The sequence below is a fragment of the Pseudomonas sp. B21-023 genome (assembly GCF_024749165.1).
GTDB lineage: Bacteria > Pseudomonadota > Gammaproteobacteria > Pseudomonadales > Pseudomonadaceae > Aquipseudomonas.
The window spans coordinates 2,419,464-2,445,951 of sequence record NZ_CP087190.1; the positions used below are offsets into that span (position 1 = coordinate 2,419,464).

Below are 26,488 nucleotides of genomic sequence, written 5' to 3' on the forward strand. Positions count from 1 at the left end.
GCGGCTAGAACGAACGCACGATCCGCCCGAGGGTCTCCATGGCCTGCTCCGCGCCATCGCCCCAAGGGCTGCCATAGTTCAGGCGGATGCAGTTGCCGAAGCGCCGGGTCGGCGAGAAGATCGGCCCAGGGGCGATGCTGATGCCCTGGGCCAACGCCATGTGGAACAGCTTCAGCGCGTCCATCTGTTCGGGCAGTTCCAGCCACAGGAAGTAGCCGCCGGAAGGCTGGCTGACCCGGGTCTGCGCCGGGAAGTGGCGGGCGATGGCGGCGAGCATGTTGGCCTGCTGGCCCTCCAGCGCGTAGCGCAGCTTGCGCAGGTGGCGATCGTAGCCGCCGTGCTGCAGGTAATCGGCGATCGCCGCCTGGGCCGGCATCGAGGCGCACAGCGAGGTCATCAGCTTGAGCCGCTCGATCTTCTGCGCGAAGCGCCCAGCGGCGACCCAGCCAATGCGATAGCCTGGGGCCAGGCTCTTGGCGAACGAGCCGCAATGCATCACCAGCCCTTCGGTGTCGAAGGCCTTGGCCGGCTTCGGCGCCTGCTGCGAGTAGTACAGCTCGGCGTAGACGTCATCCTCGATCAGCGGCACCTGGTGGCGGCGCAGCAGCTCGACCAGTTCCTGCTTCTTGGCCTCCGGCATGCTCGCGCCCACCGGGTTCTGGAAGTTGGTCATGCACCACACGGCCTTGACCGGGTGCTTGTCCAGGGTCTGGGCCAGCACGCCGAGGTCCATGCCCTCGCGCGGGTGCACCGGGATTTCCACCGCCTTGAGCTTGAGGCGCTCGAGCACCTGCAGGCAGGCATAGAAGGCCGGTGCCTCGATGGCCACCAGGTCACCGGGCTGGGTCACGGCCTGCAGGCACAGGTTCAAGGCTTCCAGCGCGCCGTTGGTGATCAGCAGCTCTTCCATCGGCAGCATCAGCCCGCCGACCATGTAGCGCAGGGCGATCTGCCGACGCAGTTGCGGGTTGCCCGGCGACAGGTCGGTGACCACCATGCGTGGGTCCATGGCCCGGCTGGCGCTGGCCAGCGAACGGGACAGGCGCTGCAGCGGGAACAGGCTCGGGCTGGGGAAGGCCGAGCCGAACGGCACGGTGTGCGGGTCCTTGATCGAGTCGAGGATCGAGAACACCAGGCCGCTCACATCCACATCGGTGGACTCGCTGGCCGGCGCCTGGGGTTGCGGCTCGCAGAACGGCCGCGGCGCGTGGGCGTTGACGAAGTAGCCAGAGCGCGGCCGCGCGCGGATCAGGCCGCGGCGCTCCAGCAGGTAGTAGGCCTGGAACACGGTGGACGGGCTGACCCCGTGGGTCTGGCTGGCGTAGCGCACCGAGGGCACCCGCTGGCCGGGGCCGAGCACCCCGGAGCGGATCAGTTCGGCAATGTCGTCGGCGAATCGTTCGTAGCGTTTCATTGTGTTTTTGGCAGGCAAGGTGAGTGTCAGTGTAAGGGGTCAGCGATTCATCGGCGCGACGAAACGGCTGTGCGCAGTGCTGCGGATCCCCGGCTGGTCGCTGTCCTGGATCTCGAAGGTCAGTTCCTGGGAACTGCTGGTCGGGCGATCGGCAAGCATCGCCACCGACACCGGCAGTTCGCTCATCTCGCCGGAGGCCAGGGTGAATTCGGTGCGGCCGTGCAGCTCGAAGCCGTCGGCGTCAACCAGGCGCAGACGATAGTGCTGGGGTTCCTGGGTCTTGTTGATGATCTTGAGCAGGTAGATGTTCTCGATCTGGCCCAAGGCGTTCTCGCGGAACAGGCCACGGTCCTTGATCACGTCCATCGATACCATCGGGCGCATCTGCAGGGCGACCACCAGGGCGCCGATCATCACCGTCAGCGCGGCGGCGTAGCCGAGCAGGCGAGGGCGCAGCCAGTGGGTCTTGCCGCCTTGCAGGTTGTGTTCGGACTTGTAGCCGATCAGGCCGCGCGCATAGCCCATCTTGTCCATCACCCCATCGCAGGCGTCGATGCAGGCGGCGCAGCCGATGCAGGCCATTTGCAGGCCTTCGCGGATATCGATGCCGGTGGGGCACACCTGCACACACAGGGTGCAGTCGATGCAGTCGCCCAGGCCCTGGCTGCGCGCGTCGCTGCCTTTCTTGCGCGGGCCACGGGCTTCACCGCGGCTGGGGTCGTAGGCCACTGCCAGGGTGTCCTTGTCGAACATCACGCTCTGGAACCGTGCATAGGGGCACATGTGCATGCACACCGCTTCGCGCAGCCAGCCGGCATTGAGATAGGTGGCGGCGGTGAAGAACAGCACCCAGAACAAGGCTACCCCACCCAGCTCGAAGGTGAACAGTTCGGCAGCCAGCGGGCGGATCGGCGTGAAGTAGCCGACGAAGGTCAGCCCGGTGAGCACGCCGATGGCCAGCCACAGGCCATGCTTGAGGCCGCGACGGGCGATCTTCTCCGCGCCCCACGGCGCGGCGGCCAGCTTGATGCGCTGGTTGCGGTCGCCCTCGGCGATCTTCTCGCACCACATGAACAGCCAGGTCCAGGTGCTTTGCGGGCAGCTGTAGCCGCACCACACGCGCCCGGCGAACACGGTGATGGCGAACAGGCCGAAGGCGCAGATGATCAGCAGCGCCGACAGCAGGATGAAGTCCTGCGGCCAGAAGGTCGCGCCGAAGATATGGAACTTGCTGTCGGCCAGGTCCCAGAGCACGGCCTGGCGGTCGCCCCATTGCAACCAGGCGGTGCCGAAGAACAGCACGAACAGCAACCCGGCGAAGGCGATCCGTAGGTTGCGGTAGAAGCCGGTGAAACTGCGTGTATGAATGCCACCGGCCACCTGGCTTTTGCTCTTGTGGGTGGTGGGGGCAATCTCGATGACTCGGAAGGGGATTCTGTCGCTCATGGTTCGTCGCTCATCAGGCCTCGATCAGGCCAGGGCACTATGGCCCTCGATCTGTTTTCAGCACAGGCCCAGGTATTGAGATAAAAACCATATCAGATGAGAGGTGAGTTTGTTGAGGCCTTGTATTTCGGTGCTTGGCGTACTGGATTGCAGATGCCTGCGGCTATCCACCGCACCTTTGTTTAGTGGTATTGGCCGCTTTGCGTCCCATCGCCGGGCTGGCTGAAAGAGAATCGCCGGATCGTATCGCGCTTCGACAGGCTCGCGAAAAGCTATGCCGCCACGAGGTCACCACCCAGAACGCAAGCGCCCCCGCTCCGTTAAAGCTGCATTACGGCGAGCGCCCTGCGCAGAGGCTCGTCGGATATCTGGATAGGGCCGTGAAATGGCACGTCCATGTCCAATACGAGGTACACGGAAGCCGAAATAAGCAATGAAGAAATGATGAACATCGCTATTACCATCGAATTATGGGGCGCGCGGTATCCAAAACTGGCGAAAATGAGCGTCAACCAAGCAGCAAGCATCCCGATAAGCGGGCCGGGAATTGCCCCCTCTGACTGCTCGACGATCCTCCAGCGTTGCTCGATGAGCGAATGATATTGCTGACGAATATCCTGCAGCATCGTTTCATGGTAACGGTCCGGCGGCTTAATAACGGCCAAAGATTTTCCTATGTCATCCAAGTATTTAGCTGCTTCGCTGTTACGATGTTGCAGCGCCTCGTCCCCCCGGTATGGCGTCGCGATAGCGTGCTCAAGATAGATGATCAGTCGGTTGCGAGTCTCCTGGGCCGAATCGCCATAGCCCCGCAGTGTCCGATCAAAAATGATCATGCTGGTTGCATACCCATGGAAGTTTGCATCAATGGACTCGAAGGTATTTTTGGCAGAATTGATCATCAAGCCAAAGACCAGTGATGTCATAACCACAAAAATGTTAGCTACCAGGCGAATTACTGTATTTGTGTCTTCATCCCTGTGGCGGGATGCCAGCTTTGGGTACCACAGCATCATGAGCAGCGAGGCGGCAACCAAGCACCCAAAAATGGCCAGTGCGATCCAGAGAGCGTTCATGCATCAGGGACCTGATCAATCTGAGTCAAGCCTTAAAAGATAGACCGTGACCGACCGCTATGATTGGAAAGCTGCTGGCCGTGGATGGCCGCTTCCGACCCAGGCAGCCATTCTGCATCGGCAGTAATCGGCCAGCAGGCCCACCAGGGTGCTGGGCCACGCTGAACGGTTGAGCCGGGAACTATTGCGTTGCGGCACGCCCAAGTACAGGAAGGTGAGGAATGGTCTGTCCGAGGGCAATGGCACTGGCTTCAAGCTTCACACGCTCTGCTTCCAGAAAAACATACGTGGCTTGCAAGGTGGTGATTTTCGTCTGAATTTCGGCCATCTTGCTGGCGACCAAGGCCGCGCCTTGCGCGCAATTGATCGTATTACCCCGCCTGGCAGCAAGAATGTCGCCAATCTCGGCGAGTGAAAAGCCCACGCCCTGGGCACTCTGAATGAAGGCCAGATCAACAACGGTCTGATCGCTGTAGCTGCGATAGTTGTTGGCCTGTCGATGGGCCACGATAAGCCCGAGTTGTTCGTAATAGCGCAATGCATGGCGGCCAATGCCACTGCGGCGCTCCAACTCTCCAATGTTCACAGTAAAAATTCCTTGACTGTAGAGCAGGCTCTACACCTTAGCCTGGGCCCATCATCCAAACAAGGATTCAGGCATGAGCGTGGAATGTTTCGTCACAGGCGGCAGTGGGTTTGTAGGTCAACATTTACTGGCCCATCTTACCGCGACAGGGCACAAGACCTGGGTGCTTATGCGCACCCCTGCAAACATCGAGCGCCTCAGGGAGCAGGTAGGCCGACTGGGCGGTAACCCTGCCTGTATCCATGCCGTTGAGGGCGATATCAGCAGAGAGGGGCTTGGGCTCAGCGAGGCAGACGAGCAGCGCGTGTCTTCGGCCTCTGTGGTCTTCCACCTCGCGGCGCAATTTTCCTGGGGGCTGACAATGGAGCGCGCCCGCGAAGTCAATGTGCAAGGGGCGCTGAGAGTCGCCAGGCTTGCGGCGAGCCAGCGCATCCGCTTGCTGATGGTGGGTGGCTTCATGCTGCAAAACCTTAGCCACCTTGCCAGTATCGGGGTTGACAATGAGTGCCCTGAAAACACGAACTGGCCCGCGGTCTACGGCCGTGCAGGTGGCTACGAAGGCAGCAAGCTCGAGTCCCATTTTGCGGTCATCCGTTACATGCAGGAAGCGGGCGCGGATTACACAATCGTTCATCCTGCTACGGTGTGTGGCCACAGCGAGAGTGGGCACATTCTGGAAGGACAACCTTTGGCCGAACTCATTCGAAACCTGGCACAAGGCCGGTTCAAAGCTGTTCCCGGTTCCACCAGGCACTGGTTGCCATTAGTCAGCGTCGATTACCTGGTGACAATGATGACTTGCGCGGCGTTCGACCCCTCGATGGCCAACCAGCAGGTCCTGGCACTCTATGAGCACACACCGAACTTGCAGGGGCTGCTAGGGCAGATAGCGAGAACGCTGAAGATCAAGGCACCCCGCCGCCATGTAGCGATAGGGTTGCTGAGATGGCTTTTGACAATTCCCGGACTGGCGGCCCGATTCGCGATCAGCGCCGAGTCATTGAATTTTATTCAGACGCAACGCTTTGATATGAGCCATAGCAGGCAATTGGAACTGAAGTATCGGTTGACACATCCCGACATGGCGCGAGCTTTGGAAAAGACAGTGCGCTACGTCAAAGATTACTTGCCCCATTGAAGCAACCACCTCAGACAAGGTGTGGCATGTATAAGATGGGAGGCTGGACCGTTGGACTTTGACGAGAAAATGTTCAGGCGCGCTTCGTGACGCTCCATGATCTGAATGCCCTGTTCAGTCATACCCCAGCAGCTTTCGCTAATCTTTGCGGCCGCTGAAAGCACGAGTGCGCTTGCAGTTGACCGAACCAGCCATTGCCGTACAATCGCGCCCCCAAAAATCAGCAGGCATGGCGAGAGGGAACTTCAATGCAACGGGTGATGATCGTTGGCCAGCCTGGGTCTGGGAAAAGTACCTTGGCGCGCAAGCTTGGCGAGCAGACAGGCTTGCCGGTCGTGCATATCGACACGATTCACTGGCAGCCAGGGTGGGTTGAGCGAAGCCCTGACGAGAAGACGCGTCTTTGCCGTGAGGTCGAGGCCCGTGAGCGCTGGATCTTCGAAGGCGGGCATTCGACCACCTGGAGCAACCGCCTGGCCCGCGCAGATATGTTGATATGGATCGATCGGTCGGCGGCGCTTCGCTTCTGGCGCGTGTTCTGCAGAACGACGCTCAACCGCGGTCGTTCACGGCCTGACTTGCCGGACGACTGCCCGGAACTGCTGGCCAACCTGCCGGAGTTCTTCAGGTTCATGTGGCGGACGAAAAACTCGGCCAGGGAGAAGATGAAGCAACTCGTGACAAGGGCACCGTCGGGTTGTCGCGTGGTCTGCCTGCGGTCCAATCGAGATACCGAAGTTTTTCTCGCGAGCCTGGGAACATTGCCTGATCAGGTGGCGCGAGGTCATTAGAGGCCCGTTCTCGTTTGCTTGGCGGCAGATGCCTTTGAGGCGTATTACAACGTTTTAACCTGCCCAAGGATGGCCCATGCATGGCGCTGACCAGCAAAATCACGATCTACAACCCTGAATGGCCGCAGCGGTACGAGGTGGGCAAAGTGGTTTTGCGGCCATTGATTCTGGATTGAAACCGATTTGCTTTCAGCGCCGCGCGGACAGTTGTTGCGGCGCCAGGAATGCGTCGTGGAAGTAATTGTGGAACGCGTGCATCGCCGGGCTGAATTCCCGCTCGCGATGCCAGGCCAGGCCGACGCTCATGGGGGTGACCTTGTCGGTGATGGTCACGGTTTCGATGCGTTTACCCTCCAGCGACCACGGACGGTGTACCAGGTCGGAGAGGATCGCCACGCCGCTGCCGTTGGCCACCATGCTGCGCACCGCTTCCACAGAGCTGGTGCGGATTCGCACGTTGGGCTGCTGTCGGGCATGTTCCCAGTAGCGCATGGCGCTTTGTTCGGCTTCGTCGACGGTAAGCAGGATGAAGGGCTCCTGTGTGACGTCGGCAAGGCTCACGGCCGAGTGTTCGCACAGCGGGTGATGGCTGGGCAGCCACAGCCGGCGCTCGGAATTGAACAAAGTTTTCGAGACGATGTCCGGGTGGGTCAGGTTCGAGGTCAGCACCACCGCCATGTCGAATTCGCCTTCCAGCAGGCCTTGCTCGATGGCCTGGCGCTCCCGTTCGTGCACTTCGATGGCCACGTCCGGGTGCCAGTGTTCCAGGCGTTGCAGATGGTGCGGCAGGAAGTAGCCGATCACCAGTGTAACTGGCCGCTACCCGCAACAGGCCGGTGGCGCGAACGTCCGGCAGCGGGCTGTTAAGGGCGTCGTCGACGCTGCGCAAGATCACGTAGGCCCGATTGAGAAAGTGCCGTCCGGCATCGGTCAGGCTCATGCCCTGGGCCGAGCGCTGGAACAGCAGCGTGCCGAGCATGCCCTCCAGCTCCTTGATCGCTGTGGTCACCGCCGACTGGGAAATATTCAAATGAATCGCAGCTTGGGAGATTTGCCCGATCTCGGCCGTGGCGACGAAATAGCGAACCTGGCGCAGGGTCAGTGACATGAACACTCCGCTTGATGAGGCATCTGATTTTCAGAAGATATCCCCTCTGATAATAGATCTTCCCAAGGGGGTGGCTGGAATTTAACGTGCTCTGCATGAAGTCACAAGGGTCAGGAGCAAGTGTCATGCAGGCAGTAGATTTCAATTCGGACATGGGCGAAGGCTTCGGTCCGTGGACTATCGGCGATGGAGTCGACAACGAACTGATGGGCTTCATCAGCTCGGCCAACATCGCCACCGGTTTCCATGCCGGCGATCCCGGCACCATGCGTCGCACCGTCGAGCAGGCCAAGCGCCTGGGCGTGGCCGTCGGTGCCCATCCGGGCTTTCGCGACCTGGTCGGTTTCGGCCGCCGTCACATCAATGCACCGGCCCAGGAGCTGGTGGACGACATGCTCTATCAGCTGGGCGCCCTGCGTGAACTCGCCCGGGTTCAAGGCGTGGCCCTGCAACACATCAAACCCCATGGCGCGCTGTACATGCACTTGGCCCGGGACGAAGAAACGGCGCGTTTGCTGGTGGAAAACCTGCAGCGCCTGGAGCCCGAGCTGCTGCTGTATTGCATGCCCGACTCGGCGATCTGGCGTATCGCCACGGAGCTGGGCCAACCGGTGATCCGCGAGTTCTACGCCGACCGCGAATACGACCTCAGCGGCTCAATTGTCTTCACCCGCAGTGTGCGTGCCTACGACCCTGCGCAAGTAGCTGCGCGGGTACTGCGTGCCTGCCAGGAAGGCGTGGTGCGCACGGTGGAGGGTGAAGACCTGGCGATCGAATTCGACTCCATTTGCTTGCACAGCGATACACCCGGTGCCCTGGCGCTGGTCGAGGCTACCCGTAATGCGCTCGATGGCGCGGGGATCCAGGTGCGCGCACCGCGATAACGCACCCGAAGACACCTGGCACGCAGACGCCAGGGCTTACTCGACACACAGATTTTTTGCCTGCCTTTCTACAACTATTCCAAGAGGAACAGACATGGCGCAGCACACAGTCATCACCCCGTTGCCGGGGACTTTCTACCGCAAAGCTACCCCGGACTCGCCGAACTACGTCGAGGCGGGTGCCCAGGTCAGCGCCGACACGGTGATCGGCCTGATCGAGGTCATGAAGCAGTTTTCCGAACTGACCGCGGGTACGGCAGGGCGTCTGGACGCGTTTCTGGTCGAAGACGGTGATCCGGTGGAGCCGGGTCAGGTCATCGCCACACTCGAAGATGCGTGAGGGCAAAACCATGACCCAAGGCATTCGTAAATTGCTGATCGCCAACCGCGGCGAGATTGCCGTGCGGATCATCCGCGCCGCGCAAGCGCTGGGTATTCCCACTGTGGCGGCGTGCAGCGAAGCAGACGTCGATTCCCAGGCCGCACGCATGGCCGACGAAGTGCACATCCTCGGCCCGGCCCGCGCCGACAAAAGCTACCTCAATGTCGAAGCGCTGCTCGGTGCCCTGAAGGCCACCGGCGCCAACGCGGTGCACCCAGGCTACGGCTTTCTCTCGGAGAACGCCGAATTTGCCGAAGCGGTGCAAGCCGCCGGGGCGATTTTCGTCGGCCCAAGCCCCGAGACCATCCGGCGCATGGGCGACAAGGCCGAAGCCCGGCGCACTGCGCAAGCGGCGGGTGTGCCGGTGGTGCCCGGCTCCCCGGATGAACTGTTCGATGTGGAGTCGGCGCTCAAAGCCGCCGAATCCGTCGGCTTCCCGCTGCTGATCAAGGCCTCGGCCGGTGGCGGCGGGCGTGGGATTCGCCTTGCGGAAAACCCGCAGCAACTGAGCGAAGAATTCCCCCGTTCCCAGCGCGAAGCCCAGGCCGCCTTCGGCAACGGCGCGGTGTATCTGGAGCGCTTCATCGGCAAGGCCCGGCATATCGAAGTGCAGGTGCTGGGCGATGGCAAGCATGCGGTGCACCTGTTCGAACGCGAGTGTTCGCTGCAACGCCGTCGCCAGAAGATCTTCGAAGAAGCGCCGTCGCCGGTCCTCGATGCGCAGCAGCGCGAGACCCTTTGCGCGAGTGCCGTGCGCCTGACCGAGGCCCTGGGCTATCAGGGCGCGGGCACCCTTGAGTATCTGTACGACGACGCCACCGGAGAGTTTTTCTTCATCGAGATGAACACGCGGATCCAGGTGGAACACCCGGTCAGCGAGCTGATCACCGGCATCGACCTGGTTCAGGCCATGTTGCGCATCGCCGGCGGCGAACCGCTGGGCCTCAAGCAAAGCGATATCCGGCTCAACGGCGCGGCCCTGCAAATGCGCCTGAACGCCGAAGACCCGGCGCGGGATTTCTTCCCAAGCCCGGGTCTTGTGCAAGCGCTGAACTGGCCGGAAGGCGAGGGCGTGCGCGTCGACAGCCATCTGTATGAAGGCTACCGGGTACCGCCATACTATGACTCGCTGCTGGCCAAGCTGATCGTCCATGGCAGCGATCGCGCCGAGGCCCTGGCCCGCGCGCGACTGGCCGTGGAGCAGACCACGCTCACGGGCATGGCCAGCACCTTGTCTCTGCACGGCGAGTTGCTGGAGCAACCCTGGCTGCACACCGCCGATTTCCACACCGGCACTTTGGAAACCTGGCTGGCCGAGCGCCGCAGCGGAGGTGCAGCATGAGCAGTCCGATTCGCTACAGCTTTGGCGCCGACGAGCATCTGTTTGCCGAAGTCAGCGACAGCATGTCCCTTGAAGCCTTCTTCAAGGGCATGGCCGTCACCCGTGCGGTGGAGCGCTTGGCCCTCGATGGCGTGCTCGACGTGTGCCTGGCCAACGCCTCGTTCCAGATCCGTTTCGACCCGGACCGCATCGCCCCGGCCGATCTGCTCGAAGCGGTGAAGGGCGCCGAAGCCGAGGCCGTGGCCGAGCGCACCCTGCACACCCGGATCATCGAAATCCCGGTGCTCTACAACGATCCGTGGACCCACGAAACCCTGATGCGCTTTCGCGACCGCCACCAGGACCCGAACGCCACGGACCTGGAGTACGCCGCGCGCATCAACGGCTTGGCCGACGTCGAGGCGTTCATCGCCGCCCACAGTGGCGCGCCGTGGTTCGTTTCGATGGTGGGCTTCGTGGCGGGCCTGCCGTTCATGTTCCAGATGGTCGAGCGCGAACGCCAGTTGCAGGTGCCCAAGTACCTGCGACCGCGTACCGACACGCCGAAATTGACCCTGGGCCATGGCGGCTGCTTCGGTTGCATCTACTCGGTGCGTGGCGCCGGTGGCTACCAGATGTTTGGCGTCACTCCGGCACCGATCTATGACCCGCAGCAGAACCTGGGGTACCTGAAGGAACACATGGTGTTCTTCCGTCCCGGCGACATCGTGCAGTTCAAGTCGATGGATCGCGATGCCTATGACCACGCCGTGGCCGAGGTCGAAGCCGGGCGCTTCGACCTGCGCATCCGTCCAGTGGCGTTCTCGCTCGATGCGTTCCTCGCCGACCCGATCGGCTATCCCAAGTCGCTGCAGGAGGTGCTGGCATGATCAAGGTACTCAAACCCGGTCTGGCCACCTCAGTGCAGGACCTCGGCCGCGAGGGCTACTACCATCTGGGTATCCCGCCTTCCGGGGCACTGGACCAGTACGCCCTGAGCGCGGCCAACCAGTTGGTGGGCAACCCGGCCAATTCGGCGGCGCTGGAGTGCACGTTACTGGGGCCGGAGCTGGAGTTTCAGCAGGATGCCCTGGTGGCGGTCTGTGGTGCGCAGATGACGCCGAAAGTCGATGGCGTGGACATGCACTTGGACACCGCCTTCGAAGTGAAGGCCGGACAAGTGCTGCGTTTCGATTTTCCCAAGGCTGGCGCGCGGGCTTATCTGGCGGTGGCCGGCGGTATCGATGTACCGGTGGTGCTCGGCAGTCGTTCCACCTACGCGCTGGGGGCGCTGGGTGGTTTTCAGGGGCGCAGGCTGGTGATTGGCGATGAACTGCCGATAGGCGCCGCCAGCGGCAAGGGGCGTGTCGGGGCGAGTCTGCCCATGGCGTTGCGACAGTCGCTGGGAGGGGAGGTCACCCTGCGGGTGGTGCCGGGGCTGTACTACGATCGCTTGACCCTGGCGGCGGCGGACAGCTTTTTCGCCGAAGCCTGGACCGTCGGCTCGGAGGCAGATCGCATCGGCTATCGCTTCAAGGGTGGCAGCCCGCTGAGCTTCCAGCCTCGCGAGCAGCCGTTCGGCGCCGGCTCCGATCCTTCGAACATCGTCGACAGCTGCTACCCGATCGGCTCTATTCAGGTGCCGGCAGGGCTCGAGCCCATCATTCTGCACCGCGATGCAGTGTCCGGTGGCGGCTACGCGATGATCGGCACGGTGATCAGCGCCGACCTCGATCTGGTCGGCCAGATGCAACCCAACCAGAAGGCCCGCTTCGTCGCGGTGACGCTGGAAGAGGCGCTGCAAGCCCGACGTTCCTACAAGAAAAAACTCAGCTGTTTGAGCAAGCTGTTCCCTTGCTGATCTGCCCGCCGCACTGCGCGGGTAAAGCCAAAAAGGCAAGCCAACGCCGCCCCTCGGGCGGGGGCGGCTGCCTGCGCTTCAACCGCTGACGAAAAGAACTAGCGACTGGCAGTCGACCTTTCTAACCAGTCAGCACGAGTCATCTCCCATACTTCGACATCCATCCGTCCAGATACAAAATCTCCTGCCCGCACGTCTACCAAGCGCATACCCTCATGTTCCGAGACCCTGCGAGATGCGTCGTTGGCAACAGCTTTGGGGACCTGCATGACCGGACGCGACAGTGTCTCGAACCAATAGGCATTGATGATCCGGCATGCCTCGCGCATGTAGCCCTTTCCCCACCACTGTGGGGCGAGCCAGAAGCCTCTGTTGTTTCCAGGCTGATCATACAAACTGATGCTACCCAGGGTGCAGCTGGCATCGTCGCGCATGCGGATCATCCAGTGCCATTCCCGACCTGCTGCCATGGCGGGCAGGGCGATATCTTGGACATAGACCAGCGCCCCGTCTTCTGGATACGGCCATGGGACACGACTGTCCAGGTAGCGAACCACCTCCCAGCAGGGGAACAGCTCCTGGATGATGGGCGAATCCTCTAACTGGAGGGGGGTGAGAACCAGCCGATCAGTGATAAGCGTCGGAAGACAGTCCATGACATTCGTTCCTGGGCATCCATGTGAGATTTTGATTATCTGTACCGGGCTGGTTTGTGTCGACCGCTTCTGGCCGTGATCTGCTCTCCGCCAGGGGCAGCTATAGGGCGAGAGCAGTTATCCGCGTCTGGCTGCTTTCGACCCATAGCTGCCCTCTTCGAGCGACATCTTCACTTATGGAAGAGCAAGCTCTTACCCTAATGCGGCGGCAAATGCTTCTGGCGTGGGGCTCTCCTGCCATTGTGCGATTGCTCCCGGCAGCACCAGCCATGGCTGCTTGCGCCGAGTCCAGATATGCGCAACCGGCTCGAAGCGCTCAGCCCCTTCCAGGATGCCGGCCCGTACCACTCGCATGCCGGGTGCTGCCGTCGTCTCGTTGAACAGCCGGGTATGACATGTACCGCAGGCATGTTGGGTAGACGTTTGACCTTGGTGTTCATGCTCAAAGATCGCCGTTTCGCCAGACACCTGAACAGCCGAAGCCGCGCTCAGCATGTGCAGACCAAACGCACTGCCGCTCCAGCGCTGGCAGTTCAAACAGTGGCAGGCATACAGCGGCGGCAATTGCCGCGCCACGATCTCAAGGGTGACTTGCCCACATCGGCACTGACCGGTGATTCTCATGCGTTAGTTCCTTACAATGACGCCCGGAAAAATGTGGGCGAATGATCGCTTTTCACGGGCTCGGGCAGAAGATCAAATTAGGAGCAACTGTTGGCCAAGAATGTATGAGCGGTATTGAATGGGAAAGCCAGCGTGTATTTCTCGCCGTGTTGCGCTCTGGTAGCCTGAGCGGCGCGGCGAAGCTGCTGGGTATCGCCCAGGCCACTGCGCGCCGGCGCCTCGACTGTCTTGAACACGCTCTCGGTGTGAGTCTGTTCACCCGCACACCTCAAGGACTGACGCCTACTGCCGGAGCGCAGCGCCTGATCGAACATGTGGAGGCCATGGATCTGGCCGCGCAAACCTTCAACCGCATGGCCAGCTCTGAAGCGTCGATGGATCACGGTACAGTCCGGCTGACCTGTGGCGAGTTGCTTGGCGTCGAAGTATTGCCCGACCTGCTGCGCCCTTTCCATTACGAACACGTCGGACTCAAACTTGAGCTGAGCATAAGCGATGCCCTTGAAGACATCGCCAGGCTGCAATCGGATATTGCGGTGCGGCTGATGCGGCCCAATGAAGCGGATATCACGGTGCGGCGTGTCGGCAGTTTGCAGATTGGCATCCATGCCAGTGCCGGGTGCCTGGAGCGCTACGGTAATCCAACCTCCCTGCTGTCGCTGCGCCAGCGACCGCTGATCGGGCCAGACAGACGCTCAGCGGATTTGCGTCGGTTTATCGACTCTGGTCTGTGCGATGCCGACCAGCATTTCGCCATTGCCTCTGATTCTCACCTTGCTCAGCTGGCCGCTCTGAGAGCGGGCTTAGGCTTCGGGCTCTGCCCGACGCAAATCGCAAAATCGCTCGGACTGGTACATGTGCTACCACACGATTTTGGCTTTGAGGTTGAGGTGTGGATCGCAATGCACAATGACCTGCGCAAAATTAACAGGATCGCTCAGGCGTTCGAGGTTCTTGGAGAGCAGTTACATCAGTATCTATGCTTAGCCGATCAGTGAGCAGCGTAGGTCGTGGCATCCACTGCTTTGTCTAAACGGCTGCAATGGGGCGATAGCTGCCCCTCGGGGCAGGCAGTGAGCCGCCTAAACGGAGCGTATTGTGAAGAACAGCAAAAAAACCGAATACTGCACGATCTGCGGATGCCTACTCGACAATCCGGAAGATCCACTATCCGGCAATACCGGCGGAGATTGCTGGGGATGCATAGGTGCTATCGAGGCGGAAATGGGGTGCGCAGAGTCGCTCGCCTACGTACGTATAGAATTCGAGGCAGGACTTCGGCCCGGCTGGATTGATCCATTCAAGCCCTAATTCGGAAGCTGCATTACGACCGCTTTGGGTCGGAAGCGGCCAGTCACGAAATGCCGCTAACGACTCATAGTTGGCCTCCAGCGCACTGTCAGAAAACGGGCAAAAGCGGGAATTCGGAGTGCCTGGTTCTGGAGCGGCCTTGCTCCTGTTTTCAGCCTCTCACCGGCGCATGCTCGACCATCAATTCGGTTATCCACTCGATAAACACCCGCACCTTGGCGCTGACATGGCGATTCGGCGGGAAGGCCAGGTACATCGGCATCGGCGACATGTGCCAGTCTTCGAACAGTGGCAGCAGTTCGCCGCTGATCAGGTGGGGTTTGGCCATGTACTGCGGCAGCCAGAGCATTCCGAGGCCAGCCAGGCCGGCGGCAAGGTACGCATTGCCGTCATCGACCGTCAGTTGCGGGCGCGCCTGGACCTCCAAGCGTTCATCACCACGGTGCATCGCGTAGGGCAAAGTTTTGCCTGTACGAAACCAGAGAAAGCCAACGGTTTTGTGCTGGCCTTCCTCCAGCTCAAGGGGGTGAACCGGCGTCCCGAAGCGCTGCAGATAACCGGGCGTGGCATAGATGCCGAGTTTCAGATCGCCCACATGCCTTGCCACCAAGGACTGGTCGGTGATGTCGCCGCCACGCACCACGCAGTCAACGTTTTCACCAATGATGTCGACGATGCGATCGCTCACGCCCACCGTCAGCTGGATTTCCGGATAACGTGCAAAGAACCCCGGCAAGGCGGGTATGAGCAGCATTCGCGCCAGCGGGCTGGGTACATCCACCCGCAGCCGACCGCGCGGCGCCATCGACGCGCTGGACAAGCTGGTCTCGGCGTCGTCCATGTCTGCCAGTAACCGGACGACGCGTTCGTAGTAGGCCGCGCCGTCGGCGGTGACATTGACCTTGCGTGTGGTGCGGTTGAGCAGGCGCACGCGCAGCCTTGCTTCCAGCTGCTGAATGAGCTGCGTCACGGTGGTCTTGCTCATGTGCAGGGTGGCGGCCGCCTTGGTGAAACTGCCGGTTTCCACCACCCGGGCAAACGCCTGCATTGCAACGAATCGGTCCATTCCACGCCTCGTTCGCACCTGGATTGTTTGGAGTATACAAACAGTCCTGGCCAGCGCTGCCCGTTTATCCAGGCAGGTGGCGTTTTTTATAGTGGCCTCACCGTAAACAGCGGGCCGCGATGGCCCAGAACGAGGTAGGCCATGTCCAGCAAACGTGATGTCGTTTTCCCGCCAGATCGCCATGCTTTGTACGAGTTGCACCGCTACTCGCCGGCGATTCGCTCCAATGGTTTTCTGTTCGTATCCGGTCAGGTCGGCAGCCGCAAGGATGGTTCGGCCGAGCCTGACCTCGCGGCGCAGGTTCGCCTGGCCTTTGCCAATCTAAACGCGATCCTGGCCGAGGCCGGTGGTAGTTTCGAGGATGTGGTTGATACGACCATCTTCATGGTCGACTCCGACTCGACATTCGAAACCATCTGGGAGGTGGCAGCCGAGTATTGGGGCGAGGCGCCTTATCCCACGGTGACCGCTATCGGCGTGACCTGGCTGTCCGGCTTCGATTTCGAGATCAAGGTGATCGCGAAACTGCCGCAATAGAGGCGGTGCAACTGCTGCTTCTGGATCATCTTGAAAAACTTCTGTACTGCGTGGGTCTCTCGAGTTGGGGTAGATGCAGGCTTTCTTCCGCAGACCTGGCTAACGGGGTAGGGGAGCACGTTCATAGTGCGTCCTACAGGCATGAATAAGATTTTCCCTATTTCGAGTAGTCCGTTTCCGAAGCATGCTTTACCCGCTTTTACGCCATCCAACCGAGGTCTAGTCTCGCTGGGTCGCTACAAAAAAGTAGCGACCGGGTCTGCAAGCCTGAGCGGGACAACTAGATCAGCACCACTCATTGCCATTGGTCTCAAGCCATTGGCCGTGCGTCATGGTGGCTGCGTACGGGTGGCCTTCGGGTCAGCCGGGCTTACTCTAGTTGCCCCGGTCTTGCAGGCCCGTACGTAGCCGCCACCCCTTCGCCTGCAAGCGATGGGGTGCGGTCCGATCAGCGCAACTAGAGATTTTCATCATGCTCAAGATCGTCCCGGATCCACCACCGTCCACCGAATCCCCCCACCTCCTTGAAGACACCCTGGTCCAGGCCACCGAGTACGTCATGTGCGCGCTGGCCATCGCCCATCAATCGTTCAATCACCAGCCGAAATCACCGGCCACCCTCGTGATGCTGACGATGATGCACGAGCTTGACGCCACCCGCACATTGCTGGAGTCGGCACTTGCCCAGCTCCACATGAGTACGCGACCGCCGTCATACACTTTGCACTGAAAGAGGCGCCACGGACTGGTGAGAGTGGGCGCCCGGATCGGTGAAACTGCTGATGCGATTCCCGTCATCACCTGGATTTGCCTCATCGCGGGACAAGCCCGCTCCCACGCATTTGATGCATAACCGGTCGGCACGCGACCGGGTCTTCGAGCCCGCTACATCAAAGACACCCGAGGATTTCGCAAATGGACAACGAAACCCCTGCAGACCACGGCCAGCTCGGCTGGACCGTCGGCACCTGCACCTGCCTGGAAGGCGCCACCAAAGGTACGCGGCTGTTCCGAACTGTGCGAACCACGCCATGGAGCAGGCCTCTGTGCTGCTCGACAGCGCCCGTCGGGCGTCTTTCATCGGCGTGATGGACAACGAACCGGTGCTGGTCTGGGCCTCGCATTACCTGAGCGATATGGCCAAGGCATTGATGGATGATGCGCATATGGGGATTTTGAAGAAGGTGTGAAACAGAGCCCGATGGGCTGGGGCGGGCAGCGCATCCCCCAGGCCGTGCTCGAATGTCCTCAACACCTCCTATCGTGGCGACAAGCCCGTATAGTGCCTCATCAGTCAAAGGAGTGGCCATGAAACAAACAGCACATCGCATAGGGAGGGGAATCCGATGCGTATTGCAATGATCCTCGCGACAATCGGGACCACCTTGTCGTTGATGTCGCCGTCGCTATCGGCGTCACCCAGCCAACCTCCGTCTCCGTCAACAGGGCGCGCTGACCAGCAGCGTATCTCGGTCCAGGTCGAAGGCGCGGGCAGGGATGTGATCCTGATTCCGGGGCTGGCATCGTCCCGCGAGGTATGGGCTGACCTTGCTACTCGGTTACGCGAGAACCACCGCCTTCACCTCGTGCAGCTTGCAGGCTTCGCCGGTTTGCCTGCGGTGTCCGATAGCGAAGGGAAAGTGGTCGCTCCAGTGGCCGAGGCCATTGCTGATTACATCCGCACCCAGCATATCGAGGCACCCGTGATCATCGGTCACTCGCTGGGGGGAGAGGTTGCACTCATGCTGGGGGCTCGCCATCCCGATCAGGTCGGTCGCTTGATGATCGTCGATGCGTTGCCGTTCTATACGTTGCTGATCGATCCTTCCGCCACCAGCGAAACCGCTACCGTGCAGGCTGCAGCGATGCGCAGTTCGCTGTTGGCAGCATCGCCGGAGCAGAACGAAGCGATGCAGAGTGCATCCATCGCCCGACTCGCCAAAACCGAGGCGGTAAGACCAGGGCTGATTTCTGCGGGGATCAGTTCTGATCGCAAGACTGTGGCCGACGCGGTGTATGAGTTAATGGTCACTGACTTGCGTCCTGAACTTGGTCGTATCAGTGCTCCGGTTGAGGTCGTGTATGCATACGATGCTTTTTACGGCGTACCTGCATCCAGCGTCGATGCAACGTTCCGTCGGGCCTATGCTTCGACACCTGATATCCATTTCACCCGGATCGATGACAGTTTTCATTTCGTCATGCTCGATCAACGGGAGCGGTTTGCCAGCGCCGTGGTGACCTTTCTCAAGCCGGGAGCAGAGCGCGGGCAATGAGTCGTTGGCGTGCTTGTGGGCAGCCTTCTCAAGGTGATCGAGTGAGGGCCTCCAGGTGTACGCCGCAACCCTTGCAGCGCCTATGAGATCGAGCGCCGCCCGCGCGGCGCATCGCTGGCAAGCCAGCTCCCACATTTATTTCTGGCCAGTTATGCCTGCGCCGCCGCGGCTGTACGCCTTGTGGGTACGACGCGGTTTCTGTGTGTGCACCACTGGCGTCCCACCTGTCTCAAGACATGCACCAAGGCGAACAGCGACAACTTCACAGGACAGACTGGCCCGAAACAGATGTGGGAGCTGGCTTGCCAGCGATGCGCCGCGCGGGCGGCGCTCGATCTCATAGGCGCAGAAGCCTTTGCGGCGAACACCTGGAAAGGCCCGGAGCTTACATCCCAGCACCCATCAGAAACTCCCCTTGAGCGTCAACATGAAGTTGCGCGGCTCGCCGTAGTGGTTGCCCCAGCCTGTCGCACCCACGGTGGCGTAATAGCGCTTGTCCAGCAGGTTGTTGCCGTTCAGCGCCAGGCTCCAGTGTTCGTCCAGGCGGTACTGCACGCGGCCGCTCCACAGCGTGTAGCCCGCTTGCTCGATGCTCAGGTTGCCCTGGCGGCGGAAGTTCTCGCTCTGGCTGGATACCCCGGCCCCCACGGTCCAGCGGTCAAGCGCGCCGGCGAGCTGGTAGTCGCCCCAGACCTTGAGCATGTGTCGCGGGATGAAGCTGGACGTGAAGTTGAGCTCGGTCGGGTCGGTCGGGTTGATGGTGTTCAGGTACTTGGTCTGGGTGTAGGTGTAGCCCGCCAGCAGTTGCAGGCGCTCGATGGGCGAGCCGCTGACCTCGGCCTCGAAGCCTTGGGCGCGCACTTTGCCGCTGTCGGTGTAGCAGTACTGGTCGCCCGAACCCTTGCAGGTGTCGACGAAGTCGGTTTCGGCGCGGTGCTCTTCAATGGTGCGGAACAGGTTGAAGGCGGTGTTGAGCGCACCGCCGAACAGTTCACCCTTGATGCCCAGCTCGTAGTTGGCGCCGGTCTTCGGTTGCAGGGCCTGGCCCTGGGCGTTCACCAGGTTGCTCTGCGGCTGGAAAATGTCCGCGTAGCTGGCGTAGGCAGACCACTCATCATTGAGGTCATAGAGCACTGCGGCGAAAGGTGTGACCTGGCCGTTTTCCTGGCTGCGGTTGTGCACCCAGTAGTCCCAGGCCTGGGTGTAGGAGTCGCTTTCGTTGCGGTACCAGCTAACCCGCGTGCCGAGCACCAGGGTCAGCGGCTCGGCCAGCTTCAGGCGCAGGGTGGCATAGGTGCCGTACTGGGTGGTGGTTGAGTCGGTGGGTTCGCTGCCGCCACGGCTGGGGTTGGCCAGAAACTCGTCCTTGGAGGGGTGTGGAAAGGCCGGTGACGGGTCGAAGGGGTTCTGGGTACCGTTGAGCGGCATCAGCGCGAAGTAATCGTGGGTCTTCTGGCGGCTGGCGTTGGCGCCGACGATCAACTCGTGCTCGAGACCGAATGCCTCGAACTTGCCGTCGACGTAGCTATCGAAGCCGTAGTCGTCCTGGTCGTAGTCGAAACGCCCGACATGGCGGCGGATACCGGCACTGCTGGCGCCGACCGGTACCGCGCCTTCGGAGTAGCCGTACTCGAGGTTCTGGTTGTTGTGGGTGTAGACCGAGGCGAAGTTGAGCGTCCAGTCGTCATTGAAGCGATGCTTGAGATCGGCGAAACCGGTGATGCGCTGGCTTTGCAGGTCGTTCCAGCTGGCACCCAGGCAGGTGGAGCGCGACAGCTTCAGGTCGCTGCCATTGGCATAGCGGGGCAGGCCGGTGTAGCAGGGCGAGGCATCGATGTCTTCATAGGCCAGGCCGACGCCCAGGGTGGTGTCAGGCGTCACGTCCCAGTCCAGGGCACCGTACAGCACCTGGTCCTGGCGCTTGGCATTGTCGTAGAAGTACTGGCGATCCTGCAGGGTGGCCACGGCGCGGCCGCGCACGGTACCCGATTCGTTCAGCGGGCCGCCAACGTCCACCTGGCCGCGATAGTTGTCCCAGGTGCCGGCGGACAGGGTCAGTGTGGTCTGGGCCTTGTCCTGTCCACGTTTGCGCACGAAGTTGACGCCGCCTGCCGATGAGCCGGAACCTTTCATCATGCCGGCCGCGCCCTTGAGGATCTCGACCCGGTCGTAGAAGGCCATGTCGCTGGAGAAGCTGTTGGCCTGGACATAGTTGCCGCCCACGTCCAGCGGCACACCGTCGTACTGGTACTGGCCGTCGAGGTTGAAACCGCGCGAGTAGAAGTACTTGCCGCCCATGGGCGAGTCGTAGACGGTGATGCCGGGGGTCTTGTCGAGCACCTGTTCCAGGGTGTTGAGGTTCTGGTCGTCGAGCATCTTGCGGGTCATGACCGTGACCGACTGCGGTGTCTCCTTGAGCGTATGCACGCCTTTGCCGATGGTCACCGCCCGCGCTGCATAGGACTGGGTGCCCTCGCTGGTGGCGTCGAGGCGGTTGGCGTCGATGGTCAACGGTCCCAGCTCGATCGCGGGGCCATTGTCAGCCGGGACCAGCACATAGCCGCCATTGCCCTGCCGCTGGGCTTGCAGCCCGCTGCTGCCGAGCAGGCGCAGCAGACCTTCCTCGACGCTGTAGCTGCCGTCGAGCCCGGGGGTGGAGAGATGGCGGGTCTGCTCGGTGTCGAACGAAATGGTCACCCCCGCCTGCACGCCGAACTGGCTGATGGCGTTGCCCAGGGGGCCGGCTGCGATGTGGTAGGCGGTCTGGCTGACGGCCAGGGCGTCGACCGGCGCGAACATCAGGCCAGGCGCGGTGGCGAGGGACAGGCCGAGGGTGAACCGGTGGATGGCGTGGCGCAGGCGGGTGCTGGGCTGGAGCAGGGGCATTGGGTGATCCTTGCGTGTCATGGCGGAAAGTCGCTGTCGTCGCGGCTTGTGTCATGGACGGACGAGAATCGAAATCAGCAAGATTGCGGAAAATTTTTTTTGCACCGGGCTCAGGCAGGTTCGACGTTGACCCAGTAACGGCTCAGGTAGCGCACCCTCACGGGCAGGGATTTCGGCAGGTTCGCCAAGGCGATATCGGTGTCATCGATGGCGAACGAGCCAGAAATGCGCATGCCTTGGACGGACGGCGCGCAACGCAGCACGCCGGGACGGTAGCGGCCCAGTTCGGCGATGAAATCGCCCAGGCGCCAGTCGTTCACGCTGAGCATGCCCTGCACCCAGGCCGCGGAATCGGCGGGCAGGGCTTGTGCGCGGCCGATCGCGTCGCGGTCAAAGCCGGCCTGTTGGCCGGCGTCCAGGCGCAACACCTGGTCGAGGTGGCGTTGCGGGCGTATCTCGACGGCGGACTGCAATACGCCGACCTGTGTCTGCTGCGCTGTTTGGCGCACGCTGAACTGCGTGCCCAGCGCACGCACGCTGCCGTTGTCGGTGTGCACGATGAACGGGCGGCGGGCGGCGTCGCTGGCGGTGCTGATCAGGATCTCGCCGCGGTACAACTGGATCGCCCGCACCTGGGCGTCGAAGCGCACGTCGAGGGCGGTGTCGACGTTCAGCTCCAGCTGCGAACCGTCGTCCAGGCGCAGCGAGCGCCGTTCACTGCTGCCGGTGCGCTGCTGGGCGAGCAGGGCGCGATAGGGCACCTGCTCGCTGGCCAACCAGGTACCGCCACCGACGGCCAGTAGCAGGCCCAGTACCTTGAGCACCTCGCGGCGCTGCGCCTGGGCCGCGCCCAGGCCTGACAGCGCAGCCTGGCGCGGCACCGTTGACCACTGGTGTTGGAGTTTCTCCACCCGCGACCAGGCTTCCGCATGCGCGGGGCTTGCGGCCAGCCAATCCCGCCAGGCCTGGGTCCGTGCTATGTCGGCATCACCGTCATTGAGTTGCACGTACCAGGTCGCGGCCGCCTCGAGGGTTTTCAGGTCCACTGGCCGGCCCTCAATTGTCGACCACCAGCAGGCAGCGGGTCATGGCCCGGATCAGGTGGTTCTTGACTGTGGTGATCGATACATCGAAGCGTTCGGCGACCGCCGCGTAGGTCAGCCCTTCCAGTTGCACCGCGAGGAAGATGTCACGGGTCCTGGGGCCCAGTTCATCGAGCAGTACATCGACCGCTACCAGCATTTCGATGATCGACAGGCGCGTCTCCGGCGACACTTCGACCGGCTCCGGGCGCAGGGCCAGGGCCTGCAGGTAGGCCTGCTCGATGGCGCGGCGCCTGACTTTGTCGATCAGCAGCGCGCGGGCAATGGCGCTGAGGTAGCTGCGCGCCTCGCGAATGGGGCCTTGGTTGCGGGCAGTCATCACCCGCAGGAAGGTGTCGTGGGCCAGGTCGGACGCATCGGCGGCATTGCCCAGGCGTGCGCGCAGCCAGCTTTTCAGCCAGCCGTTGTTTTCGCAGTACAACTGGTGAAGCGCCGAGCGGTCGAGCGTCGACATAGAGCGGGATCCAAGGTGTAAATGGTAATTGCTCGCATTGTCTCGGGGTGGCGGGGGGATTGCAAGGTCCGGCCGGCCTGTCGCATCCAGCTCAACTGATGAAAATTATCCTCGATACCAACTCCGCACTGTTCTTCGCCTGCAACTTCTTCATCAGCCGCGCCCGATGCACTTCCACCGTCCGATGCGATATCCCCAGCTGCCGCGCCACTTCCTTGCAGGTCAGCCCGTTCACGATATGCGATGAAATCTGCCGTTCACGCGGCGTCAGTTGCACCGCGGGTGCCGGCTGCCGGTCGAGCCGTTCGAAATGCCAGATCATCAGCTTGAACGGATCCTCTGCCGTTAGCGTAAAGCCCTGGGCCCGGGCCCAGAACACCTCGCCGTTGCGGTGCTGCATGAAACGCTCGTCCGAATAGAAGGCGCCCAGACCGTTGCGCAGCCAGTGCTCGCTGCGCTCGCCAATGCTCTGGTAGTCGGCCTGGGAAGGGTAGAGCAGCAGGGTCAGGTGCCCGCGCAGCTCCTCGCGGGTGTAGCCGAACAGCCGGGCAAAGGCCTCGTTGCAGTCGAGCATGCGCCGGTGGCCGGTGATCAGTTGCGGCGCGGGTGACACCTGGAACGCCAGGCGCTCGAGGTCCGGGGAGGCGTGGGTGGGTACGGTCATCAGGCTTCCTGCCTCGGTGCTTGGGGTCATGTCCCGTAAGCATCACTACTTACTCGTGTACGTAGTTGCCCCAACTAGCGTGGGATTCGGGTGCTGCCACATTGTATGCAATACCCGCTTCAAGGACAGAAGAAAACACCATGTTCCAAGATTCCATCGCCATCGTCGCCGCCGCGCACAGCCCTTTCGGTCGCCTGGATGGCCTGAACCTCGAGGACCTGATCGTCCAGGTCACCCGCGATGCCTTGCAGGATGCAGGTATCGACGCCGCCGAGATCGACGCGCTGTTTCTCGGCCACTTCAACTCGGGCCTGGTGGCCGACGGCTTCCCCGCCTCGCTGATGCTACAGGCCGACCCGCAACTGCGCTTCAAGCCCGCCACCCGCTGTGAGAACGCCTGCGCCTCGGGCTCGGCGGCGATCCAGGCCGGGATCAACGCGATCCGCAGCGGCGCCGCCGAGCTGGTGCTGGTGGTCGGTGCAGAGAAAATGACTGGCAACAGCACGGTCGAGGTCACCCGGGCGTTGGCCGGCGCCGGTTACCAGAACGCCTTGCAGGAGGCCGGCCTGAGTTTTGCCCAGCTGTTCGGCCAGGTTGCCCAGCAATACACCGAGCGTTACCACAGCCCACTGGCATCGATGGCGGCGATCGCGGTGAAGAACCACGCCAATGCCATGGCCAACCCGCTGGCGCAGATGCACCGGGTGATGGACTTCGAGCACTGCAACCAGGTGTCGCCGAGCAACCCGCTGATCGCGGCGCCCCTGCGCCTGACCGACTGCTCGCTGATCAGTGACGGTGCTGCGGCGATCATCCTGGCTTCGCCCGCCCGCGCCCGCTCGATGCGGCGCCAGGTGGCGATCCGCTCGATGGTCCAGGTCAATGACTTCCTGCCGTTGTCGCGCCGCGACATGCTGGCCTTCGAGGGGCCGCAGCGGGCCATCCACGGGGCGCTGCGCGAGGCGGGGGTGACCCTCAATGACCTGAGTTTCGCCGAGGTGCACGACTGCTTCACCATCGCCGAACTGCTGATCTACGAAGCCATGGGCCTGGCGCCGCGTGGCGAGGGGCACCGCGCCCTGGACGACGGCATCGTGCGCCAGGGTGGGCGCTTGCCGGTGAACCTGTCCGGCGGGCTCAAGGCCAAGGGTCATCCGGTGGGGGCCACCGGGGTGTCGATGCATGCCCTGGGCTTCGCCCAGCTGACCGGCAAGCCCATCGGCCTGGGCGTGCCCAATGCCGAGTTCGGCCTGCTGTTCAACATGGGCGGGATGGCGGTGGCCAACTACGCCAGCGTGCTGCAAGCCGTCAGGGTCTGAGCCATGAACATCGCCCATTGGTTGCAGGATGCGGCCCAGCGCTGGCCTGAGCGGCCGGCGTTGTTCGAGGGGACGCGGCAGATCGCCGACTACCGGATGTTTGCCACCCAGGTGCGGACACGGGCACTGGAGCTGCGTCACGTGCACGGCATCGAACCGGGCGAGCGGGTGGCGCTGTTGATGAAGAACAGCTGCGACTACCTGCAACTGCTCTACGCGATCTGGTGGTGCGGTGCGGTGGCGGTGCCGATCAACCACAAGCTGCACGCCCTGGAAGCCGCGTGGATCGCCGGCAATGCCGGGGCGCGGCTTATCTTCACCGACGAGGGCCAGCTGTTCGCCGACCTGGCATTGCCGAACGGCTGCCGCGAGCTGGCCGCGCCTGTCCAGCGCATGCCGGGGCTGTCGGCCGGCGATGAGCTGCAGGCGCCGTACCCACGCCAGGACTGTGACTTGGCCTGGCTGTTCTACACCTCCGGCACCACCGGGCGTTCCAAGGGCGTGATGCTGTCCCATGGCAACCTGGTGGCCATGTCGCTGTGCTACCCGCTGGACGTCGACCCGGTAGCCGCCGAAGACGCCGTGGTCTATGCCGCGCCGATGTCCCACGGCGCGGGGCTGTACAACTTAATCCACGTGCGTTGCGGCGCCCGGCACGTGGTGCCCCTGTCCCGGGGCTTCCAGGCGACGGAGCTGTTCACCCTGGCGCGATCGCTCGGGCAGGTCAGCCTGTTCGCCGCGCCGACCATGGTCAAGCGCATGGTCGAGCAGGCGCGCCAGCAAGGCTATGCCGGCGAAGGCATCAAGACCATCGTCTACGGCGGCGGCCCGATGTACCTGGCGGACCTGGTGGATGCCCTGGATACCTTCGGCCCGCGCCTGGTGCAGATCTACGGCCAGGGCGAATGCCCGATGACCATCAGCGCGTTGTCCCGCGAGGCCATCGCCGACCGTGACAACCCGGGCTGGCCAGCCATCGCCGCTTCCGTTGGCCGGGCCCAGGCCTGCGTGGAGGTGCGCGTGCTCGATGACGCGGGCCAAGCGACGGCGGCTGGCGAGGCAGGGGAGATCGTCGTGCGCGGCCCGGTGGTGATGCAGGGTTACTGGGAAAATCCCCAGGCCACCGCGGCGGCCCTGGTGGACGGCTGGCTGCACACCGGCGATATCGGCTTTCTCGACGGCCAGGGCTACCTGTCGCTGACCGACCGCAGCAAGGACGTGATCATTTCCGGGGGCAGCAACATCTATCCTCGCGAGGTCGAGGAAGTGCTGATCCAGCACCCCGAAGTGTTCGAGGCCTGCGTGGTGGGCGAAGTCGACGCCGAGTGGGGCGAGTCGGTGGTGGCCTTCGTTGTGCCGCGCACGGCAGGCAGCCTCGATGCGCGGACCCTCAATGAGTGGTTCCTGGCGCGTATGGCCTCGTTCAAGAAACCGAAGAAGTACCTGTTCTGCGCCGAGCTGCCGAAAAACAGCTATGGCAAGATTCTCAAGACCCAGTTGCGCCAATGGCTGCAGGACCCGGACGGGTCGTTCGGCAGCGCTTGAACCGCGACATTTCATGGAAAGCGACACGACAGGAGTTACC

At 62.4% G+C, this 26,488-nt stretch carries 25 protein-coding genes and 1 pseudogene; 14 read left to right on the plus strand and 12 right to left on the minus strand.

Annotated features, from left to right (window positions below; all coding sequences use genetic code 11):
• Positions 1-4 precede the first annotated feature (4 nt).
• The 4 genes from mapR to LOY42_RS10990 all read right to left on the minus strand — a co-directional run bounded on the left by mapR (position 5) and on the right by LOY42_RS10990 (position 4,522).
• On the minus strand, positions 5-1,414 hold the full coding sequence (mapR, locus tag LOY42_RS10975; protein ID WP_110699617.1) for a GntR family transcriptional regulator MpaR: 1,410 nt from the start codon (positions 1,412-1,414) through the stop codon (positions 5-7).
• Positions 1,415-1,453: 39 nt separating this feature from the next.
• Complete coding sequence (gene ccoG, locus LOY42_RS10980; RefSeq protein WP_139670467.1) at positions 1,454-2,860, minus strand: cytochrome c oxidase accessory protein CcoG; 1,407 nt, start codon at positions 2,858-2,860, stop codon at positions 1,454-1,456.
• Between the two features lie 320 nt (positions 2,861-3,180).
• Positions 3,181-3,936, minus strand: coding sequence for a DUF4239 domain-containing protein (locus LOY42_RS10985; RefSeq protein WP_139670469.1), 756 nt, complete (start codon positions 3,934-3,936; stop codon positions 3,181-3,183).
• 181 nt (positions 3,937-4,117) lie between these two features.
• The gene (locus LOY42_RS10990) at positions 4,118-4,522 is read right to left on the minus strand and encodes a MerR family transcriptional regulator (RefSeq protein ID WP_139670471.1); all 405 of its coding nucleotides are present in this window, start codon (positions 4,520-4,522) and stop codon (positions 4,118-4,120) included.
• 73 nt (positions 4,523-4,595) lie between these two features.
• On the opposite strand from LOY42_RS10990, the gene LOY42_RS10995 reads away from it, so the two are divergent.
• A complete protein-coding gene (locus LOY42_RS10995; protein WP_258600603.1) occupies positions 4,596-5,660 on the plus strand; it encodes an SDR family oxidoreductase in 1,065 nt (354 codons plus the stop codon).
• A 248-nt stretch (positions 5,661-5,908) separates the two neighbouring features.
• Positions 5,909-6,451 (plus strand): AAA family ATPase, encoded by a 543-nt coding sequence (locus tag LOY42_RS11000; protein WP_139670474.1) that lies wholly within the window; start codon positions 5,909-5,911, stop codon positions 6,449-6,451.
• A gap of 189 nt (positions 6,452-6,640) precedes the next feature.
• On the opposite strand, the pseudogene LOY42_RS11005 reads toward LOY42_RS11000, so the two are convergent.
• Positions 6,641-7,559: pseudogene (locus LOY42_RS11005) on the minus strand (LysR family transcriptional regulator).
• Between the two features lie 125 nt (positions 7,560-7,684).
• Here LOY42_RS11005 and LOY42_RS11010 point away from each other — a divergent pair.
• The 5 genes from LOY42_RS11010 (at position 7,685) to LOY42_RS11030 (ending at position 12,007) form a co-directional block, all read left to right on the plus strand.
• Positions 7,685-8,443, plus strand: a complete 759-nt coding sequence (locus LOY42_RS11010) for a 5-oxoprolinase subunit PxpA (protein WP_139670476.1) — start codon at positions 7,685-7,687, stop codon at positions 8,441-8,443.
• A gap of 94 nt (positions 8,444-8,537) precedes the next feature.
• Positions 8,538-8,783, plus strand: coding sequence for an acetyl-CoA carboxylase (locus LOY42_RS11015; RefSeq protein ID WP_046855294.1), 246 nt, complete (start codon positions 8,538-8,540; stop codon positions 8,781-8,783).
• 10 nt (positions 8,784-8,793) lie between these two features.
• A complete protein-coding gene (locus LOY42_RS11020) occupies positions 8,794-10,167 on the plus strand; it encodes an acetyl-CoA carboxylase biotin carboxylase subunit (protein ID WP_139670478.1) in 1,374 nt (457 codons plus the stop codon).
• Entirely contained in the window at positions 10,164-11,036 is an 873-nt protein-coding gene (locus tag LOY42_RS11025) for an allophanate hydrolase subunit 1 (RefSeq protein ID WP_139670480.1), read from the plus strand. Before LOY42_RS11020 ends, LOY42_RS11025 begins: the two co-directional genes overlap by 4 nt.
• Positions 11,033-12,007 (plus strand): biotin-dependent carboxyltransferase family protein, encoded by a 975-nt coding sequence (locus LOY42_RS11030; protein WP_139670482.1) that lies wholly within the window; start codon positions 11,033-11,035, stop codon positions 12,005-12,007. The genes LOY42_RS11025 and LOY42_RS11030 overlap by 4 nt, the downstream gene beginning before the upstream one ends.
• 98 nt (positions 12,008-12,105) lie before the next feature.
• Here the strand turns inward: LOY42_RS11030 and LOY42_RS11035 are convergent, their stop codons facing one another.
• A complete protein-coding gene (locus LOY42_RS11035; protein WP_258600607.1) occupies positions 12,106-12,663 on the minus strand; it encodes a GNAT family N-acetyltransferase in 558 nt (185 codons plus the stop codon).
• A 192-nt stretch (positions 12,664-12,855) separates the two neighbouring features.
• Positions 12,856-13,287 (minus strand): GFA family protein, encoded by a 432-nt coding sequence (locus tag LOY42_RS11040; protein ID WP_012051932.1) that lies wholly within the window; start codon positions 13,285-13,287, stop codon positions 12,856-12,858.
• Between the two features lie 41 nt (positions 13,288-13,328).
• Here LOY42_RS11040 and LOY42_RS11045 point away from each other — a divergent pair, with 41 nt between their 5' ends.
• Positions 13,329-14,285 (plus strand): LysR family transcriptional regulator, encoded by a 957-nt coding sequence (locus LOY42_RS11045; RefSeq protein ID WP_139670486.1) that lies wholly within the window; start codon positions 13,329-13,331, stop codon positions 14,283-14,285.
• A 464-nt stretch (positions 14,286-14,749) separates the two neighbouring features.
• Here the strand turns inward: LOY42_RS11045 and LOY42_RS11050 are convergent, their stop codons facing one another.
• Complete coding sequence (locus LOY42_RS11050) at positions 14,750-15,664, minus strand: LysR family transcriptional regulator (protein WP_139670489.1); 915 nt, start codon at positions 15,662-15,664, stop codon at positions 14,750-14,752.
• 141 nt (positions 15,665-15,805) lie between these two features.
• Here LOY42_RS11050 and LOY42_RS11055 point away from each other — a divergent pair, with 141 nt between their 5' ends.
• The 4 genes from LOY42_RS11055 (at position 15,806) to LOY42_RS11070 (ending at position 18,477) form a co-directional block, all read left to right on the plus strand.
• Positions 15,806-16,201, plus strand: coding sequence for a RidA family protein (locus tag LOY42_RS11055; RefSeq protein WP_258600610.1), 396 nt, complete (start codon positions 15,806-15,808; stop codon positions 16,199-16,201).
• A gap of 472 nt (positions 16,202-16,673) precedes the next feature.
• On the plus strand, positions 16,674-16,931 hold the full coding sequence (locus tag LOY42_RS11060) for a hypothetical protein (RefSeq protein ID WP_139670490.1): 258 nt from the start codon (positions 16,674-16,676) through the stop codon (positions 16,929-16,931).
• A 301-nt stretch (positions 16,932-17,232) separates the two neighbouring features.
• Positions 17,233-17,391 carry a DUF3077 domain-containing protein gene (locus tag LOY42_RS26455; protein WP_243431341.1) on the plus strand — a complete coding sequence of 53 codons (159 nt, stop codon included), beginning with the start codon at positions 17,233-17,235 and terminating at the stop codon, positions 17,389-17,391.
• 156 nt (positions 17,392-17,547) lie between these two features.
• Positions 17,548-18,477 carry an alpha/beta fold hydrolase gene (locus LOY42_RS11070; RefSeq protein WP_110702236.1) on the plus strand — a complete coding sequence of 310 codons (930 nt, stop codon included), beginning with the start codon at positions 17,548-17,550 and terminating at the stop codon, positions 18,475-18,477.
• Between the two features lie 402 nt (positions 18,478-18,879).
• Here LOY42_RS11070 and LOY42_RS11075 read toward each other — a convergent pair whose 3' ends face one another.
• From LOY42_RS11075 to LOY42_RS11090, 4 genes are all read right to left on the minus strand, one after another.
• Positions 18,880-21,363: a TonB-dependent siderophore receptor gene (locus LOY42_RS11075; RefSeq protein ID WP_258600612.1), complete on the minus strand. Its 2,484-nt coding sequence runs from the start codon at positions 21,361-21,363 to the stop codon at positions 18,880-18,882.
• Between the two features lie 110 nt (positions 21,364-21,473).
• Positions 21,474-22,409 carry a FecR domain-containing protein gene (locus LOY42_RS11080; protein WP_139670494.1) on the minus strand — a complete coding sequence of 312 codons (936 nt, stop codon included), beginning with the start codon at positions 22,407-22,409 and terminating at the stop codon, positions 21,474-21,476.
• Between the two features lie 10 nt (positions 22,410-22,419).
• Entirely contained in the window at positions 22,420-22,920 is a 501-nt protein-coding gene (locus LOY42_RS11085) for a sigma-70 family RNA polymerase sigma factor (RefSeq protein WP_139670496.1), read from the minus strand.
• 91 nt (positions 22,921-23,011) lie between these two features.
• On the minus strand, positions 23,012-23,584 hold the full coding sequence (locus tag LOY42_RS11090; RefSeq protein WP_046855313.1) for a LuxR C-terminal-related transcriptional regulator: 573 nt from the start codon (positions 23,582-23,584) through the stop codon (positions 23,012-23,014).
• Positions 23,585-23,724: 140 nt separating this feature from the next.
• Between LOY42_RS11090 and LOY42_RS11095 the strand changes: the two genes are divergently transcribed.
• Positions 23,725-24,903 carry an acetyl-CoA acetyltransferase gene (locus LOY42_RS11095; RefSeq protein WP_139670498.1) on the plus strand — a complete coding sequence of 393 codons (1,179 nt, stop codon included), beginning with the start codon at positions 23,725-23,727 and terminating at the stop codon, positions 24,901-24,903.
• Positions 24,904-24,906: 3 nt separating this feature from the next.
• Entirely contained in the window at positions 24,907-26,448 is a 1,542-nt protein-coding gene (locus LOY42_RS11100) for a class I adenylate-forming enzyme family protein (RefSeq protein WP_258600614.1), read from the plus strand.
• Positions 26,449-26,488: the final 40 nt, after the last annotated feature.

Excerpts from the sequence above, each read along its gene's own strand:
- mapR (WP_110699617.1), bottom strand. The coding sequence starts at position 1,414 with ATGAAACGCTACGAACGATTCGCCGACGACATTGCCGAACTGATCCGC.
- ccoG (WP_139670467.1), bottom strand. The coding sequence starts at position 2,860 with ATGAGCGACAGAATCCCCTTCCGAGTCATCGAGATTGCCCCCACCACC.
- LOY42_RS10985 (WP_139670469.1), bottom strand. The coding sequence starts at position 3,936 with ATGAACGCTCTCTGGATCGCACTGGCCATTTTTGGGTGCTTGGTTGCC.
- LOY42_RS10995 (WP_258600603.1), top strand. The coding sequence starts at position 4,596 with ATGAGCGTGGAATGTTTCGTCACAGGCGGCAGTGGGTTTGTAGGTCAA.
- LOY42_RS11000 (WP_139670474.1), top strand. The coding sequence starts at position 5,909 with ATGCAACGGGTGATGATCGTTGGCCAGCCTGGGTCTGGGAAAAGTACC.
- LOY42_RS11010 (WP_139670476.1), top strand. The coding sequence starts at position 7,685 with ATGCAGGCAGTAGATTTCAATTCGGACATGGGCGAAGGCTTCGGTCCG.
- LOY42_RS11015 (WP_046855294.1), top strand. The coding sequence starts at position 8,538 with ATGGCGCAGCACACAGTCATCACCCCGTTGCCGGGGACTTTCTACCGC.
- LOY42_RS11020 (WP_139670478.1), top strand. The coding sequence starts at position 8,794 with ATGACCCAAGGCATTCGTAAATTGCTGATCGCCAACCGCGGCGAGATT.
- LOY42_RS11025 (WP_139670480.1), top strand. The coding sequence starts at position 10,164 with ATGAGCAGTCCGATTCGCTACAGCTTTGGCGCCGACGAGCATCTGTTT.
- LOY42_RS11030 (WP_139670482.1), top strand. The coding sequence starts at position 11,033 with ATGATCAAGGTACTCAAACCCGGTCTGGCCACCTCAGTGCAGGACCTC.
- LOY42_RS11035 (WP_258600607.1), bottom strand. The coding sequence starts at position 12,663 with ATGGACTGTCTTCCGACGCTTATCACTGATCGGCTGGTTCTCACCCCC.
- LOY42_RS11040 (WP_012051932.1), bottom strand. The coding sequence starts at position 13,287 with ATGAGAATCACCGGTCAGTGCCGATGTGGGCAAGTCACCCTTGAGATC.
- LOY42_RS11045 (WP_139670486.1), top strand. The coding sequence starts at position 13,329 with ATGATCGCTTTTCACGGGCTCGGGCAGAAGATCAAATTAGGAGCAACT.
- LOY42_RS11050 (WP_139670489.1), bottom strand. The coding sequence starts at position 15,664 with ATGGACCGATTCGTTGCAATGCAGGCGTTTGCCCGGGTGGTGGAAACC.
- LOY42_RS11055 (WP_258600610.1), top strand. The coding sequence starts at position 15,806 with ATGTCCAGCAAACGTGATGTCGTTTTCCCGCCAGATCGCCATGCTTTG.
- LOY42_RS11060 (WP_139670490.1), top strand. The coding sequence starts at position 16,674 with ATGCTCAAGATCGTCCCGGATCCACCACCGTCCACCGAATCCCCCCAC.
- LOY42_RS26455 (WP_243431341.1), top strand. The coding sequence starts at position 17,233 with ATGGAGCAGGCCTCTGTGCTGCTCGACAGCGCCCGTCGGGCGTCTTTC.
- LOY42_RS11070 (WP_110702236.1), top strand. The coding sequence starts at position 17,548 with ATGCGTATTGCAATGATCCTCGCGACAATCGGGACCACCTTGTCGTTG.
- LOY42_RS11075 (WP_258600612.1), bottom strand. The coding sequence starts at position 21,363 with ATGCCCCTGCTCCAGCCCAGCACCCGCCTGCGCCACGCCATCCACCGG.
- LOY42_RS11085 (WP_139670496.1), bottom strand. The coding sequence starts at position 22,920 with ATGTCGACGCTCGACCGCTCGGCGCTTCACCAGTTGTACTGCGAAAAC.
- LOY42_RS11090 (WP_046855313.1), bottom strand. The coding sequence starts at position 23,584 with ATGACCGTACCCACCCACGCCTCCCCGGACCTCGAGCGCCTGGCGTTC.
- LOY42_RS11095 (WP_139670498.1), top strand. The coding sequence starts at position 23,725 with ATGTTCCAAGATTCCATCGCCATCGTCGCCGCCGCGCACAGCCCTTTC.
- LOY42_RS11100 (WP_258600614.1), top strand. The coding sequence starts at position 24,907 with ATGAACATCGCCCATTGGTTGCAGGATGCGGCCCAGCGCTGGCCTGAG.